Origin of the sequence: Zobellia nedashkovskayae (genome assembly GCF_015330125.1) — a bacterium.
Classification (GTDB): Bacteria; Bacteroidota; Bacteroidia; order Flavobacteriales; family Flavobacteriaceae; genus Zobellia; species Zobellia nedashkovskayae.
In genome coordinates this window covers 3,430,318-3,447,964 of the sequence record NZ_JADDXR010000002.1, presented here as the reverse complement: position 1 = coordinate 3,447,964, position 17,647 = coordinate 3,430,318, and the positions used below count along the sequence as shown (strand labels likewise).

The 17,647-nt window shown below is 35.9% G+C and carries 8 protein-coding genes; 6 read left to right on the top strand and 2 right to left on the bottom strand.

Annotated features, from left to right (window positions below; all coding sequences use genetic code 11):
- Position 1: 1 nt before the first annotated feature.
- Positions 2 to 1,261, bottom strand: a complete 1,260-nt coding sequence (locus tag IWB64_RS14100) for a HupE/UreJ family protein (protein WP_194534603.1) — start codon at positions 1,259 to 1,261, stop codon at positions 2 to 4.
- Between the two features lie 392 nt (positions 1,262 to 1,653).
- Between IWB64_RS14100 and IWB64_RS14095 the strand changes: the two genes are divergently transcribed.
- The 6 genes from IWB64_RS14095 to IWB64_RS14070 all read left to right on the top strand — a co-directional run bounded on the left by IWB64_RS14095 (position 1,654) and on the right by IWB64_RS14070 (position 11,430).
- Complete coding sequence (locus tag IWB64_RS14095; RefSeq protein WP_194534602.1) at positions 1,654 to 3,246, top strand: amino acid adenylation domain-containing protein; 1,593 nt, start codon at positions 1,654 to 1,656, stop codon at positions 3,244 to 3,246.
- Positions 3,228 to 3,458: an acyl carrier protein gene (locus IWB64_RS14090; RefSeq protein ID WP_194534601.1), complete on the top strand. Its 231-nt coding sequence runs from the start codon at positions 3,228 to 3,230 to the stop codon at positions 3,456 to 3,458. The genes IWB64_RS14095 and IWB64_RS14090 overlap by 19 nt, the downstream gene beginning before the upstream one ends.
- A gap of 26 nt (positions 3,459 to 3,484) precedes the next feature.
- Positions 3,485 to 7,627 (top strand): non-ribosomal peptide synthetase, encoded by a 4,143-nt coding sequence (locus IWB64_RS14085; RefSeq protein ID WP_194534600.1) that lies wholly within the window; start codon positions 3,485 to 3,487, stop codon positions 7,625 to 7,627.
- A gap of 35 nt (positions 7,628 to 7,662) precedes the next feature.
- Positions 7,663 to 8,148 (top strand): hypothetical protein, encoded by a 486-nt coding sequence (locus tag IWB64_RS14080; RefSeq protein WP_194534599.1) that lies wholly within the window; start codon positions 7,663 to 7,665, stop codon positions 8,146 to 8,148.
- Positions 8,149 to 8,257: 109 nt separating this feature from the next.
- Entirely contained in the window at positions 8,258 to 10,489 is a 2,232-nt protein-coding gene (locus IWB64_RS14075) for a TonB-dependent receptor (RefSeq protein ID WP_194534598.1), read from the top strand.
- A gap of 200 nt (positions 10,490 to 10,689) precedes the next feature.
- Complete coding sequence (locus tag IWB64_RS14070) at positions 10,690 to 11,430, top strand: tyrosine-protein phosphatase (protein ID WP_194534597.1); 741 nt, start codon at positions 10,690 to 10,692, stop codon at positions 11,428 to 11,430.
- 92 nt (positions 11,431 to 11,522) lie between these two features.
- Here IWB64_RS14070 and IWB64_RS14065 read toward each other — a convergent pair whose 3' ends face one another.
- Positions 11,523 to 17,639, bottom strand: coding sequence for a malectin domain-containing carbohydrate-binding protein (locus IWB64_RS14065; RefSeq protein ID WP_194534596.1), 6,117 nt, complete (start codon positions 17,637 to 17,639; stop codon positions 11,523 to 11,525).
- Positions 17,640 to 17,647: the final 8 nt, after the last annotated feature.

Here is a 17,647-nt window from a genome sequence, read left to right as displayed (position 1 = left end):
TTTACTTCAAACCAACAAAATTCGCCATAGGGTATAATATGTTTCTATTGATTATTTCATCCAATGGCAAATCAATATCAAAGGCTCGTTCAATAAGCCAATATGCAGATACAATTATTAAAAGTACAGAAAGCCACACCATTAATTTTGAGTAAAATTTGTTGTTTCTTATGAAATATAAGATTGGGAAAATTAATGCGATTATTGCAATTTGTCCTATTTCTACTCCTACATTAAAGCCTACTAATGACAACGAAAGGTATTCACCTTTGAAACCTAAATCTCCCAAGACACTAGCAAAACCAAAACCGTGAAATAGACCAAAAACAAAAGCTATAACCCAATCTTCCCCTCGGAATATAGGTCTAATATTGTGGTAAGCGGCAAGGCCTACAGAGAAAGCTATTATGGATTCTACTACTCTAGAAGGCAGTGTAATGATTTCCAATGATGCTAGACTTAATGTAATGGTATGTGCAATTGTAAAAAAGGTAACTATCTTAAGAATATATATAAAAGCTGGTCTAAAATTCTTTACCGGCACCCATCCCCAAATTCCAGATTCGCCATTAGTAATAGGTTCTCCCGTAACACCATCTTTCTTACGTCTTCTTACTACCGATGGAAGAATCAAAGCTAGTAGAAATAAAATATGGTCTATCCCTATCCAGATATGCCAAATCCCTTGTTTTACCATAGCCAGGAAGCCTTTCCATAGGGAAGTTTCCTTTATGGAAAAAGTGCCTTCTCGCTCCCCTTCAGAGAGATATAGTGCAACAATATGTTCATTATTTATTAAACCCGCTTTCCAGTTATATTCCATGGCCACAAGGCACATGTGTGAAGGATCTTCATCAAAGAAAGCATCATAGTCCAATGTAAGACTATCAGGTAGGTTCTCAGAGTTTTCAAGCCGGAAATGGAAATTTATAAAATCACCGTACGATAAATTTAATTTTGATATTTCACCGGTAAACACAATTTTATATGAACCAAGTTCTGATGAAAATTTAGCATTATCCAATAAATAAGCCTGAATTCTATCTTGGTATGGCCTAACCTTATCTATACCTGGATGCAAGCCTAAATCCAAACCAAAAACACTATTAAGTTCGTTAGCGTTAACCTCAAAGCGACCCTCTATTCCTGTCTTTTCATAAATTCTTAGGTAAATTAAACTTTGTTTTGGTTGATGGGCAAACGTTACCAAAGGGGCCAAAAGAAAAAGGCCAAAGATAATAGACAGTATTAGTTTTTTCATAGCGCTGTCAATATAGAAAATTATTTTATAGTTGTCCTTATTTTTTCGATTTCAGGCACTCAATATCAGGTAGAACCATTTTTTGTAGTATTAAGACTTAGGGATACTTATTTCTAAAGCGCTATCTTAATGGTGTAAACCTACCCAACATCAACATCTGCTTTCCAATAAAAAACTTTTAAAAAAATAGCTCTAAAATTCATTATTTCTAATAAATAGCTTCAAATACTTATAATTTTTCGATGATCGACCTATAAATCTGTTATTAGATTGATTTTTTCCTTGATAAATTCACAAGCATAAATTATATTAGCTACGCTATGAATAAGAAGATTTTTGATATTGATCGAAATTCTTGTGGTTCTTGGTATCCTAATAACTAAACCATTAATTTGAAGTCAATTTATACCCTACCACAACTTGTAGAAAAGGTAGCTATAGCATCACCCAACCGTGAAGCTTTTCGCTATTTGGAGGAAACCATATCCTATGGTGACCTTCATAAGAAAACGGACCAGCTAGCTTCATATCTAATTTCCATTGGCATAAGAAAAGGCGACCGTGTAGGGATTTTCATGAACAGGTGTCTCGAAACGTCTATTGCACTCTATGGTATTCTTAAGGCTGGTGCAGTCTATGTACCACTAGATACAGCGGCCCCAATACATAAAACAGTTGCAATTATAAATGATTGCCAAATTAGTAGTTTGATTACCACAACAACGAAAAGAAGAAAAGTTGATACCCTTTTAAATGAAAAAAGCACTTTAAATAAGATAATTGGAGACACCCCTAAAAATTCTATTCCATCTGTAGCTTGGGACGATATTTTTTCTATTGAGTTGGATGATTATGTACCTCCTGCCATTTTAGAGCAGGATTTAGCCTTTATATTATATACATCAGGCTCTACAGGTATGCCAAAAGGCATTATGCATACACACTATAGTGGTCTAAGTTTGGCTAAAATTGCTGCGGACACCTATGACTTTAACTCAGACGATATATTTGGGAATCCGGCACCCCTACATTTTGACCCTTCTACTTTTGGTTATTTTGTAGCACCCTTAGTTGGTGCTACCACGGTAATCATACCTGATGCCCATTTAAAAATGCCGGCCAGTTTAAGTTCCCTTATTTCAAAAGAGCGGATTACAATCTGGTATTCCGTTCCACTTATGTTAATACAATTGTTGAACAGTGGTACTTTGGGCAAACATGATTTTAGTACTCTTAGATGGGTGCTCTTTGCCGGTGAAGTTTTTATAACCAAGCACCTAAGGGCTCTAATGAAGGAATGGCCACATGCACGATTCAGTAATTTATATGGGCCGGCTGAGCTTATTTTGTGTACTTACTACCACGTGCTTGAACCACCCAAAACAGATGAACCCATTCCTATCGGGAATGTCTGGGCCAACACGGAGTACAAAATACTTGATGAGAATAATAAGGACGTGCCCGCAAATGAAACTGGCCAATTGGCTATACGCTCCGCAACAATGATGCAGGGTTATTGGAACAATAAATCCCTAACGCAACAATCTTTTCATAAAGAGACTATAGCCAGCGGTTATAACCATATTTATTATAAAACTGGCGACTTAGTAAAACTGAACAACCGCGGAGAACTATTGTTTCTAGGAAGAAACGACAGACAGATTAAGCTTAGGGGGTATCGTGTAGAGCTAGACGAAATAGAACTTACTCTCTTAAAACATAAAGACATTGAAGAAGTAGCTGTATTGGTATTAGGAAAAGATGAAGAAGTTCAAGAATTAGTTGCGGTCATTAAACCATCAAAAGATGCTTCTATAAATCTTACTTACCTCATGGAATTCTGCAAAGTAGAACTTCCCTCCTATGCCATTCCTAAAACTATTGAGTTTATGGATGATTTTCCTAGAACTAGCTCAGGTAAAATAAGCCGCAAAGAAATAAGCAAACTATTGGAAGAAAACCAATTATGGAAAATAAAATCATAAGCTATATTAAAAGTAAACTAGCTACTGAAGTAGTTGAGGAAATAGATATAAACGAAGACCTTTTAGGTAGCGGTTTAGTTGATTCATTAGGTATGGTACAATTAGTACTCTTTATTGAGAATGAAGCGAACATAAAGGTAGCTCCGGAAGATATGACCATAGAAAACTTCATGACCGTAAATCATATTTTGAAGTATATAGCAAGTAAATAGAGTTTTGATTTGAAGAAAGTACAATTATGATGAACGAACAAAAAGATACATTTTTAGCACTTACAAAAAGTCAATCTGCTCTGTGGGCAGGTCAAAAAATGCATCCCAATGTTCCCCTTCATAATGTGGTTTATACTTTTGAGATTACTGGCGCTATAGATAAGGTAACATTTGAGAAAGCATTTCAACAGTTACTTAAAACAACGGATATACTTCGAATGATTTTTTCCGAAGAAAAAGGAATTCCAAATCAGACTGTTCGCAGTGAAGTAGATTTTTCATTAGAATTTATAGACCTCACTCATCATCAAAATAATACAACTATTGACAAATGGTTATATGAACGCACCTTGCAGCTCATGGACATTTCCAAACGAGTGTTTGATACCGTTTTAATAAAAACAGGACCAAACAATTATGTCTGGTTTTTAAAATTGCATCATCTGGTAACAGACGCAGTATCTAATTCCATTCTCTACCGGCGTATGAGTTCTTTATATACAACCGAAATAACTAGTAATGGGGCAACCATAGAAAGTTTCCCTTCGTTTTTAGATTACATCAAATTTGAACATGAACAAAGTACTACCAGTACCAATAACGATAGTAATAAGTATTGGGAAGAAAAGACAAAAAATCTCGTAGAAAAACCTCAGCTATACGGAGAAAAGATTGACAATAGCACCGCGGCAAGACGAATCACTTTAGACCTCGGTACACAGCGTTCACAACAACTCCGTGAATTAGCCAACCGTAAGGAATTTAAAGGATGGACGGAAGATTTAACCCTTTTCAACATATTTCTCACGTTATATTCCACCTATATCCACAGGATAAGTGGTCAAGAAACGATAGCCATTGGTGCGCCGGCGCATAATAGGACTACCAGAGAATTTCAAAAAACTGCTGGACTTTTTATAGAAGTACTTCCATTAGTCATTGATCTTGAAGATAAAGACACTTTCATAAGTCTGTTTAACCGTATTAAAATAGAGACCAATAATTATTTAAGAAACGCACGTCCTGGGAGTGCTACAGCTCAAACAAATAATAGCTTTAATACCGTTTTGAACTTTATACACGCTGATTTTCCAGATTTTAATGGCCTCCCTACTAAAACAGATTGGCTCCATTCTGACCATATAGACAGTAGTCACGCCCTCCGTACCCATGTATATGACATGAATAAAAGTGGTGAGTTCAAAATAGCCTTCGATATAAATTGCAATACTTTTTGCGATACTACAGCAGAAGAAATCCCTGTTCATTTTCTAAACCTTTTAGATGCTTTTTTAGAAAATTTTGAACAATCAATACGAAAGCCAGGATTGCTAGACACAGCTCCTGGGGACGCACTGCCTGTTGAAGAATTATCTACTCCATTCAAACCAATAATTCAAAGTTTTGAAGAAAATACAAATAGTTTTCCCAATTCTGTAGCGTTACATTTTGTAAATGAAATTCTTACCTACAACTCACTAAACAAAAAAGCGAACCAACTAGCCCACTATCTAAAAACTAAGGGCATTAATGAAAAAAGTAGAATTGCGCTTCATTTCAACAGAAGTTCCGATTATATAATTAGTGTACTCGCTGTTCTTAAAACTGGTGCTGCCTTTATTCCAATTGCTTCCGACCAACCTACGGAACGTGTAAAATATATTATCTCCAATTCAAAGAGTGTTCTTTTACTTAGTCAGAGCTACCTTATTTCAAAGATTGATATTCCGGATATTGGTATTCTGGATGTTAAAAAGGAGAGTTCAATTATAGACGGACAGCCTTCTACTAATTTACAGATACAGCCTACCCCTGAAAGTTTGGCGTATATACTGTATACCTCGGGAAGTACAGGAAAACCAAAAGGTGTCCTTATTTCACAACAAGCACTTTCTAATTATATTTTTTGGGCAAAGAATGCATATCACACTAATGAAAAATCGATTTTTCCTTTATTTACATCCATAGGTTTTGACCTTACCATTACCTCTACATTCTTGCCATTTGTAAGTGGTGGAAGAATTAATATTTATAAAGAATCGGTAACTGGACCTGATATTAGTTTATTGAAAGTTTTAGATGATAATTTTGTTAACTGCATAAAATTGACGCCCTCTCATTTAGCACTTTTTAAAGAGAAAGAACTAAGTGCTTCATATATCCATACCATGATTGTAGGCGGTGAAGAACTAAAATCTAATCTGGCAAAAACTATAAAAGAGGCATTCCCTGCCGAACTTAAGATATATAATGAATATGGACCTACGGAAGCTACAGTGGGATGTATTGTAGCAGAATACGATCAAAGTACGCATACGAATGCTACAGTACCCATTGGGTTGCCTATTTCTAATATGTCTGCTTATATTTTAGATGAATATAAAAATAGAGTTCCAAAAGGTGTTGTAGGTGAACTTTATTTAAGTGGCTTAGGACTTTCGGATGGCTACGCCAACGACACCTCTTTAACTGCCGAAAAGTTTATTGAAAATCCATTTGTTTCTGGTAAAAAAATGTACCGTACGGGAGATTTGGTTAGAATTAATAAAAACGGGAGTTATGAATATCTGGGCCGTTCAGATGAGCAAGTAAAACTTAGAGGATATCGTATAGAACTATCGGATATAGAAAGTAACCTAACCGAATTTCCTGATATAGAGAATTGCGCTGTTGTATTAGTGGAAAGTAAAAAAACAACTCCAGAAGATAAAGTGGTAAACTGTACCAAATGCGGCCTACCTTCTAACTATCCAAATACCGATTTTGATGAAAATGGTGTATGTCATCTTTGCACGGCTTTTGAAACATACAAAGACAAAACCGAACGCTATTTTAAGAATGACGCACAATTAGTCTCCTTATTGTCATCAAAAAGAGAGGCAAGCCCTAATTATGATTGTATTTCACTTTTAAGTGGTGGTAAGGACAGTACTTATGTACTAGCTAGATTAGTTAACATGGGTTTAAAAGTATTGGCTTTTACAATGGATAACGGTTATATATCGGAGCAGGCCAAAGCAAACGTAGACCGTATAGTCAAGAAACTAGGTGTAGATCATGTATATGGCCAAACCCCACATATGAATGAAATATTTGTGGATAGCTTAAACCAACACCACAATGTATGTAATGGTTGTTTTAAGACTATTTATACGCTTAGCACCAAAATAGCACTTGAAAAGAAAATTCCGTTTATTGTTACCGGTCTTAGTCGCGGACAATTTTTTGAAACCAGACTTACCGAAGAACTTTTTTGGGATGAAGACCTAGATACTACTAAAATAGATGATACTATTCTAGAGGCGAGAAAACTGTATCACCAAGAGTCCGATGCTGTAAAACGACTCCTAGATGTATCTATATTTGAAGACGAAAGTGTTTTTGAAAAAGTAGAATTTGTAGATTTTTATAGATTCAGTGATGTTAGCTTGGAAGAAATGCTAATTTATTTAAAAGATAAAGCCGGTTGGATACGCCCAACGGACACAGGAAGATCAACAAATTGTTTGATTAACCAAGTTGGTATTTATGTGCATAAAAAAGATTTAGGGTATAGTAACTATTCTTTCCCTTATAGTTGGGATGTGAGATTAGGTCATAAAACAAGAGATGAAAGTCTAGAGGAAATCAACGAAGTTATAGATGAGAAAGAAGTGTTGCGAATAATGGAGGAAATAGGATATAAATCATCACAAACTCAATGGGAAAACAACTCGAAATTGGTTGCCTATTATACCGGGAAACAAGATATAGCAATAAAAGAGATTCAAAATTTCTTAGCAAAGAAATTACCTGCCTATATGCTACCTGCAATTTATAAACATGTAGATGAAATGCCCCTTACCCAAAATGGAAAAATAGACAAAAATGGACTGAAAAATATTTCTATAGTTCAATTGGCTATGAATACCTCGTACACTGCTCCAAGAAATGAAATTGATGAACTCTTGGAGAAAATCTGGGCAGAGGTTCTGCAATTGAATAAAGTTGGAATTCATGATGATTTTATTAATTTAGGAGGCCATTCACTGGCCGCCATCCGTGTTACTGCACGTATTAACGAAGAAATAGAATATAATTTCCCATTAAATAAGATATTTGAAATGCCTACTATTGCAGAATATTCAAATTATATAGAAGAAACATTAAAATCTCTTTTAGAAGAGTAAAACCTTTTGTACCCTGTTTACGTAAGTAGAATTGTATGCAACGCAAAAAAGAACATTCCGGTGCTTTTACCAGACCAGAGCTTATAAAATATATAGCTTTGGTAATAGCTCTATGCTATGTTCTCAATCCTTTACATCAACAAATAGGCACTGCATTTCATGTAGTTTCACACGCCTTAGAGATGCCTGATACCGTTCTTGGTCATGACTCTTTTTCAGATAATGAAAATACGCATTATGACCACGAGCATGTTACCGAAGCAAATAACCACGAACACAAATTGATTAAAATCATTGATTCCATTTTTGAAGCTTCCAACACTAATGAATCATCAAAAGATACGCTGCTTGCTGATTTTAAGTTTGATAAACATATAACCACAGATTATTGGGGCCAAAGCGTTATACTGCCTGTTAGACATTCACAAAATTTTAAATCCATAGAAAACAGCCTTAAATTAGGCCATTCTACCATCTTGGAAGAGCCACCGCGGCAAGTAGTCCTCCCCACTTACATATAGGATTCAATCCCTACTTTTTTTAAAAATTAACGACTTAGTATCAAGGCTTTGCATATGTTCCTTTATGGGGTAACATGCTTGTGCCCTTAATACTATCAATCTTTATACGATGAAAAAATATATTACAATTATAGTACTATTAACTTTTTACATTGGCGTCAATGCCCATGATTTAAGTGGTACTGTAACAAACGCAGACCAAATAGCTCTTGAAGGAGTTGGCGTCTATAATAAAACCACAGGCGGATATACGTATACAAATGTGTCAGGTTATTTTGAACTTGATGATATCTCAATTGGGGATGTCATCTATTTTTATAGTTTAGGTTATAAAAACCATCAAATTACAATAACGGAAAACCTTTTAGATGGTAAGGTAAATGTTACTCTTATTCAGTCCGCAGTGTCTTTGGACCAGGTTGTACTTGTCTCAAAAGTGAATGCATTAAGTAACTTTGTTAATGTTGATGTTAAGGCGAACCCGGTAAAATCTTCACAAGAAATTTTACGGAAGGTTCCAGGTTTGATTATCGGTCAGCATGCTGGAGGAGGAAAAGCAGAGCAGATTTTCTTAAGAGGATTTGATATTGATCACGGTACAGACCTAGCCATTAACGTAGATGGCCTACCTGTAAATATGGTTTCTCATGCTCACGGGCAAGGATATTCAGATATGCACTTTATCATTCCGGAGACGATTGATAATATTGATTTTGGAAAAGGACCATATTACGCTAACAAGGGTAATTTTAATACCGCAGGATATATTGATTTAAAAACTAAGCGAAAACTTGACGAAAATTTGATTTCAGCGGAAATCGGTCAATTCAATACTTTACGTACAGTAGGAATGTTTAAAGTTGCTGAGAGTGACTTTAACAATGCTTATGTTGCTTCTGAATTGGTACTGACCGATGGTCCTTTTGAGTCTTCCCAAAATTTCAATCGGATTAATATTATGGGTCGCTACACATTCAATAATCGTGAAGACCAAGATTTGAGTGTTACGCTTTCGCACTTTCAGAGTAAATGGGATGCTTCCGGTCAAGTTCCTCAGCGCACAATTGATGCAGGCCTGATTGGCAGGTTTGGAGCAATTGATGATACCGAAGGAGGAAATACAAGCAGAAGTAACATACTTTTAAACCATACCAAACAACTAGATGAGCATTCAAGAGTAAAATCTAAAGCCTATTTAACCAAATATGATTTTGAATTATTTTCAAATTTCACATTTTTCTTGGAAGACCCTATAAATGGCGACCAAATTAGACAATTTGAAGACCGTACTATAATAGGTGCCGAGACTAGTTATGAGCATTCTATTCATACTGGCAATCATGATTCTCAGTTAAAATATGAATCTGGAATAGGGTTTAGATATGATGATGTAAATGACGTTCAATTATCTCGCACCAAAAATCGTCAAACTTTACTAGAGCGTCTTGCCTATGGCGACGTTGATGAGCTAAATGCTTACGGCTTCTTTGATGTTACTTATAAGAAAAATAAATGGACATTAAATACAGGCCTGAGATTAGATTATTTTAAGTTCGACTATGTAAACAAACTAACCGAAACTTATGATAGTAAAAGTGAGAACAAGCTTTTTCTTGGACCAAAACTTAATATCATCTACGCCCCTACCCCTAACTTACAACTTTTTGCGAAATCTGGGATTGGCTACCATTCAAACGATACTAGAGTTGTAACAGCAAATAACGGAAAGGAAATTCTACCCTTGGCGTATGGAGGAGATTTAGGAGCTATTTTTAAACCTATGGATAAATTGGTTATCAACGCCGCCTTATGGACGCTGTTCCTAGACCAAGAATTTGTTTATGTTGGAGATGCAGGTATAGTAGAGCCAAGCGGAAAAACCAAAAGATTAGGTGTTGATTTTGGCCTACGTTATCAATTAACCGATTGGCTTTATGCTAACGGAGATATTAATTATACTTATGCCAGAAGTACTGAAGAAGCTGACGGAGAAGACTTTATTCCCCTTGCACCGGACTTAACTTCTTCAGCTGGACTTTCTTTTATTGATGTTAAGAATTTTTCTGGAGGAATTAATTATAAATATGTCAAAAACCGACCTGCAAATGAAGATAATTCTATTGTAGCCGAAGGTTATTTTGTAACCGATTTGAACCTGAATTATTCCATCAAGAACTGGACATTGGGTGTTATTATTGAAAATCTGTTTGATACAGAATGGAATGAAACCCAATTTGCTACTGAAAGTAGATTATTTAATGAAGCTGAATCAGTTGAAGAAATTCACTTTACCCCGGGTATTCCATTTTACCTAAGAGGAAAGATATCCGTAAATTTTTAGCGGACCATTGAACTTTGTACAAACGGAGTTATGACAAAAGTGTCATAACTCCGTTTTCTTATTTATAGCCTAAATGAAAGTTATATAGAATGGTTTTGTTTATAGTTGTTCTGACTTATCTTTGTATTGTATAAAATAAAACATCATAAATATCGGTATTAACCGTTATACTTCTTGAGTTATTAACGAAACCACTTTAAATGTTTCAATTTTTCAATAAGAAAAAATTTCTGGTCGATTATCTAGATGGATTTATCGACATACATAATCATATATTACCAGGCATAGATGATGGGGCTAAGACTGTAGATGAATCTATTGCTCTTATAAGGTCTTTTTCTGAATTTGGGGTCAAGCATTTTATTGCCACTCCACATATCATGTCTAACTACTATCCTAATACCAGAGAAACAATTGAATCTTCGCTAACAGAGTTAAAAAACGCACTGTTGCAAAATGGCTTAAAAGATATATCATTAGAAGCTTCCGCGGAACATATGATTGATGATAATTTTGAGTCTTTACTAGAAAATGAGGGCATCATGCCCTTAAAGAAAGATTATTTATTGGTAGAAATGTCTTATTTACAACCGCCAATAAACTTTGAAGAAGCCATTATTAAAACGGCTTCAAAACGTTTTTTTCCTATACTAGCACATCCAGAGAGATATGGATTTTTACATCATAGAAAGAAAAGATATCAGGAGTACAAAGACAATGGTATCCTTTTTCAAATGAATCTTTTATCCCTTAGTGAGTACTACGGAAAAGAAGTGCCAAAAGTAGCGGTAGAGCTTTTAGAGAATGGTTTGATAGATTTTATTGCATCTGATGTGCATAACATGGCTCAGCTCAATGCTTTAAAAAAACTCACCCTTTCTAAAAAAATGATAGAGCAACTTCTTCCTTTAATCAACAATACCATTCAAACATTTTACTAAAAATAATATCTAGTACCTAAGTTAATTAAACACATAAAAAAATGCCGCTGAATCAGCGGCATTTTTTAGTTCTGTAATATATTATCTAACTATTACTTCTGTATTAAAAACTTCATCGTAACAGGTTTACCTTTATTATTGGCTATGTTCAGAAAGTATATACCGTCTTGCAAAAGGTGAACAGGAACTTGATACGTATCTGTATCTACAACAATCACATCTTCCGCCCTTATTCCGCTGATTAATCGCCCTTGCTGATCATGTAAGTTAATGCCCAACATCATGAAATCCTCAGGCTGATTTAAAATTCGGATAGTAGCTACACCTTCTCTTATAGGGTTCTTTTCTAAAATAAAGCCCATTTTATCACCTTCAACCGTTTCTGAAACAGTAATAGTTACGCTGTCCGAATGTGTTTCTCCTCCTACATTGCTTACAGTAAGCACTACCTCGTAAGTACCATTTTCCAAGAATGTACTAGCACTATCCGCATCTTCTGAAGTATTACCATTATCAAAATCCCAGAAATAGGTTTCAATATCCCCTATTGAATTACTCCCGGTAAAGGTTACCTCAAGAGGAGCACTTCCTACTGCAGGTGCTGCTTCTGCGACTGCAAGTAAACCATTTGCAGGTACTACGGTTACGGTTACATCATCAGAAACCGATTCTCCTTCATCATCCGTAACTATAAGTAAAAATATGTATACTCCAGCATCCAGGTCACTAACTGACAATTCATTTGTATTTTCATTGCTTATTGTAGCTGTATCAGGGCCACTTTCCTGTGTCCATAAAAATGTAACAACGCCTCCATCGGAATCAGAACCTGATCCAGAAAGCACAACGCTATTAGCTGGTAATGTTAACATTTTATCCTCACCTGCATCCACTATTGGAGCTCCCTCAACCACCGGTTCAATAATTTCAATACCAGAAATTTTAGGAAATTCAGTAACAGGACTTAATGTTATAGTCAAACTTCCATCAGCTACATTAATTCCGCTAAAAGTTTCAATAATAGCAGTTGCTGCTCCACCTGCTTCTACAAAAATATCGTAGTTCTCTTTTTGTTCCTGCCCTTCAACATCAATGTTGAAAACCCTAGAACCTGCTCCACCTGAGGAACCATCTCCAGGTACGCCATAGTATATCTCTGCGAAATGTAGGTTAACGCTATGCTCACCGTTCGCAACCGGAATCTCATAAATTAAGCTTCCTGTTGTTCTATAACGTTCTGTTTGGTAAAGAATATCGTTTTCTGTATTAGCAATCTCAATAGCATTTGTTAACGTAGTTCCTCCATTGGAGTGTTGATCTGCTGCCCAACTCGTACCGTCATATATGAAGTTTTGACCACCACTATTAATTCGTGTAACCGTAGATGTACTTGATTTCGTTACCGAAACGTCATCAAAACCTCTATCTCCCTCTTCATCTGTAACTGTTAAGCGAAAAACATATAAACCATCAATAAGATTACTTGCTATCAATTCTGTGGTTGGATCTCCTATTAAAGTAGCTGTATTTGGGCCACTCTCTTGAGTCCATTGGTAAGAAACTATTTCTCCACCATCTGGATCGCTACCAGAACCTATTAAGGTTACCTCAGTAGTGGAGATTATCTTATCTGAACCTGCATTAGCAATAGGTCTATTATCAAGTAAAAGTGGAGTCGTATTTTCATAGATTCTTAAAACCTTATCATTTAACCAGCCATTTGAGACAACATCCAAATCACCATCACTATCTATATCAACAACTCTAGCACCATCATGGTGTTCATACCCTAAAGCTCCATCGTCCAATATTACTTTTTTGAATTCACCAGAACCACAAAGGTCATTTTCAAAGGCTATTAAGCGCTTATCCCCTCTCCATTCACCTACTACAATATCTTGATCTCCATCAAAATCTATATCTATTGCAAAGACACTTAAGCTTCCGTTAACATCATTATCAAGAGTTCTTTTTGTCCATAATTGTGTAGGGTCGGAAGGAGCTTCAAACCAAGCAAACTCTGTAGCGGGTCCTGTTCCATTACCAATATTCCCAATACTTAATTGTCCTACTACGGCATCCAAATCGCCATCTCGATCAAAATCTGCTAGTTGAGCGCGATCAGCGGTAGTTGGGTATAAATCAAATATGCCTGTATCAAACATCTCAAAATTTAAATCTCCATTGTTACGTAACCAATTAACACCTTGAAAAAGATCTAAATCTCCATCCCGATCAATATCTGCAGCTTGAATATCTTCTCCCGATGAGTCAAAACTAACATCAACTAAACTCCATATCTCAGTGGTAATATTATTAGATGGGGTTAACATTTGCATAGGAGAACCTGTATCTTCAGCTCCATTCCAGTTAATTGCCATTCTATATGTGTTGGTATTATCAAAAACACCACCTGCTAAACCTGCTAAGAAAGGCTCTTCAAAATCGGAATCACCTTCTGGGATATTTTCATATACCGTAAAATTACCACTACCATCATTTTGAGCCCATATTAGCTGTAACCCTGTATACGCTCCTGTTGTACCCAGCAAGTCCATATCTCCATCTCCGTCAAAATCATAAACATGGGCAACATTATTAAAATCACTCCCTATTTCGTTTTTCACCCAATCACCTGAAGCAGACCCTGAATTTTTGTACCACCAACCACCGGTAACAATATCTTTAAGACCATCGCCATCTAAATCATCATCAGCAAAAGTATATACCACGGTATACGGGTTAGGTGTAAATTCATGAACTACCCAAGATTCTGGAAATGGTGTCTCATTACATGTTACCAATCCAGTAACATTCACAATTACTTCATCATAAATACCTGTGCCTGTATGATCAGCATTATACAATTCTATTTTTATGGTATGTTCACCGTCAGACAAACCATCTATTGGGATTGGGTCATAACCGTAATATTTATCTATTAAATTATCATCAATAAAATAATGGATATGGGTATCATCTTCATTAATTACCCAATTATCTACTCTAAAAGCTACTTCAAAAGGTTGATTAACATCCCATCCATTAGAAGGTGATAGTATCGTAATATTAGCATCAGTTGGCGTACCTCCCTCAAATGTATCGGGTGATAGAATTTCAAGAGCGTTTATTTTGGCACTTTGCTCTACTCCATTTATATAAATACTTGCAAAACCATCCGTAATAGAAATATTATCAAATTCTTTTACTAGGGCAGTTGCCGGATCAGTTTCACTTAGAATATCAAAGTTGGTCAATACTTGCTCTCCTTCGATTATCACATTAAATATTCTAGTTCCAATGCCTTTGTCCAATTGGTCCTCAGCTACGCTAAAAAATATTTCAGCAAAATGCAAGCGAATATCATACTCCCCAGCTACACCCACAGGTATATCATACCCATAACCACCTGAATTAGCACCAAAACGTTCACTTTGGTAAATTGCATCATTTGTGGTTCCTGCTATATCGACATTCTTAGAAAATGTATCACCACCTGTGAAGTAATCATCAGCTAAAAACGTTTTTCCTTCAAAGGTTATCTCACCTCCTCCAACATTCATACGAAATTCTTCAAACACCATAAACGATAAGCTTTCACTTACCATTGATATATTACTAATATTCTGAACATTAGCAACATTAATATTATAGCTAGTGCCAGATGATAGTGCGGAGGTTGTTAAAACGACCGTTCTATTATCTGGTTGTAATATTGCTGATGAAATACTTACTCCATTATCAATAGAATAATTAGATAAATTTTCTGCTGTAGTTTGGTTTACATATTCTGAAAACGATACAGCTACTGAAGAATTACCATCAGGTTGTACTGTTTTTACAAAAGGTGCAGAATTATCTACCGAAACACCATCTCCTATAAATTCAACATAGTTTAACCTAAAAATATCTTGTTGTGCCGCAGCATTCTTAAAGACAAAATATAAATCGTTCTTTCCACTAGGTGCAGTTATAGATGTTTCAACGGTCAACCATTGATCACTCCCTCCTGTTGCAGGTATGGCCGTAGTTGCAACTAAAGAACCTGTTACACTACCTACTCGCAGCTCAATAGTACCACCTGAGTTACCAGAAGCTACCAAATATTTTACTCCTGTAATGTTTTGCAGATTTCGGCCTGAAAAAGAAATATAACCATTATTATCTACCTGCAATGCTTCCGCTGCTCCCTCTAGGTCATAACTGTTATCTATAATTGTCGTTCCACTTTGAGTATCATAAAACTCAGCTTCTTTTCTTTTTGGATGAAGTATAATCTGATCTCTTGAAATTAAACCTCCTGTATCTGTGTAGTTCGCGTTCAAGACAAAATAAATATCCATTTCGCCGTCTATGTCATGCCCTCCATCGTCTAAAGTAAGATTCGTACTGCAGGCATCTATTGTATTATCATCATGAAAATGATTCAAATGCCCAAGAGAGGGAATAACATTTATATCCGCACAGTCTATATCTCCTTCTTCAGGATCATTTCCGGTTAGGTTTAGTGTAAAGTCATCATTCCAACCAAAAATTCCACCATCTACCGGCGAAGAAAAATTAAAATTTGCTGTAGAATTTCCTGCATATATAGTAATAGTTTTTGCACCAACCGCTCCCTCTGGGTCAGTTACTTTTAACTGCGCCGTATAAGTACCTGCTGTTGTATAGGTATGCGTAATATTTTCAGTAGTATAATCCACAGTTCCATCCACATCAATATCCCAAGCAAAAGTCAATGGGGTATCTCCATTTGGATCAGTAGTGTTTTCTCCTGTAAAACTAACCGTTAAATCCAGTGGACCGTTGGTAACATCAGCCTCCATTACTACAGAAGGAGGTGAATTTGAAGTAATTCCTGTATAATCTACTCTAATAAGCCTACCTGTACCCACATCATCAGGACAACAACCAGCTCCATAAGCCAAGATATACAACTTACCATCTGGGCCTACTTCCATATCAATATAACCACTACCTCCACCACCACTACCCGGAAAAACAGATTGTTTTAATTGTTCTTCTGAAACAATGTCTCCGTTAGCATTCATTTCAACTGCCCATATTTGACTAGTATTAAAATCGTAGTAAAAAAAGAGACCGTCAAACTCAATTGGCAACCTTTGTTCATCCAATAATTCAGAATCATATCTATATCGAAAACCAGCCAAGTAACATTTATGAAATTTTTCAATCCATGCTTCTTGAGCAGGTGGTAAATTTGTCGCCCCTGTATTCCATTTAGAGATATTTACCGGAGCTGCTGGATCATTATAGTATGGCGTATCAGCATAATCAATTTGATAAGCATAGCGCTCGTCAATATCATTATCAGCTCCTGAAAAATAAGGCCATCCATAATTGCCAGGGGCCTTTGTTAAATTAATTTCATCTAATCCCTTTGGACCAAGAACGCTATCGTCATTTGCATCAGGACCAACTTCACCCCAATACAACCAATCATTTGTTTCGTCCACATGGATTCGATAAGGGTTTCGAGCACCCATTACATATATCTCAGGTCTTCCCTGTGCAGCGGTAGCAAATAAGTTTCCTGAAGGTATGGTATAACTACTACCTGCCCCAGGTTTAATTCGTAGTATTTTCCCTCTTAAATCATTTGTATTCGAGGATGCTTTCTCAGCACTCATATCTGATACTTCTTCATCAATAGGCGCATACGGTCTTGGACCATACGTGGTGTTATCTCCAGTAGCTATAAATAAATTTCCCTGAGAATCAAAATCCATATCACCTCCAGAGTGAAACTCAGCAGTTCTACTAGTTGACCATTGAATAATTATTTCTTCAGAAGAAAAATCTACAGCGTCTCCAACCACACTAAATCTAGAAACTCTGTTCCCAATAAAATCCAACGGGGCATAATGCAAATAAATTTTACTATTTGTTTCAAAATTAGGATCTACCGCTATTCCTACCAAACCATCTTCTAATTCATGAAAAACAGGGAGCACACCACCTGAAACAGTAATTTGTGTATCAGGCTTATAAATTAAAATTTCACCAAAACGATCTAATATAAAGACCCGTCCATCAGGCGTAAAAGTGAAACTTGTAGCGTTGGCCAAACCTGTTGTTAAATCTACCTTAACAAATTCATCTGGCAATTGTGCCTCCATTCGGAAACTACCTATAAAAAAGACTGTTAAACAAGTAATTAAAAAACTTGTTATGTAATTATTTTTCATATCAAATA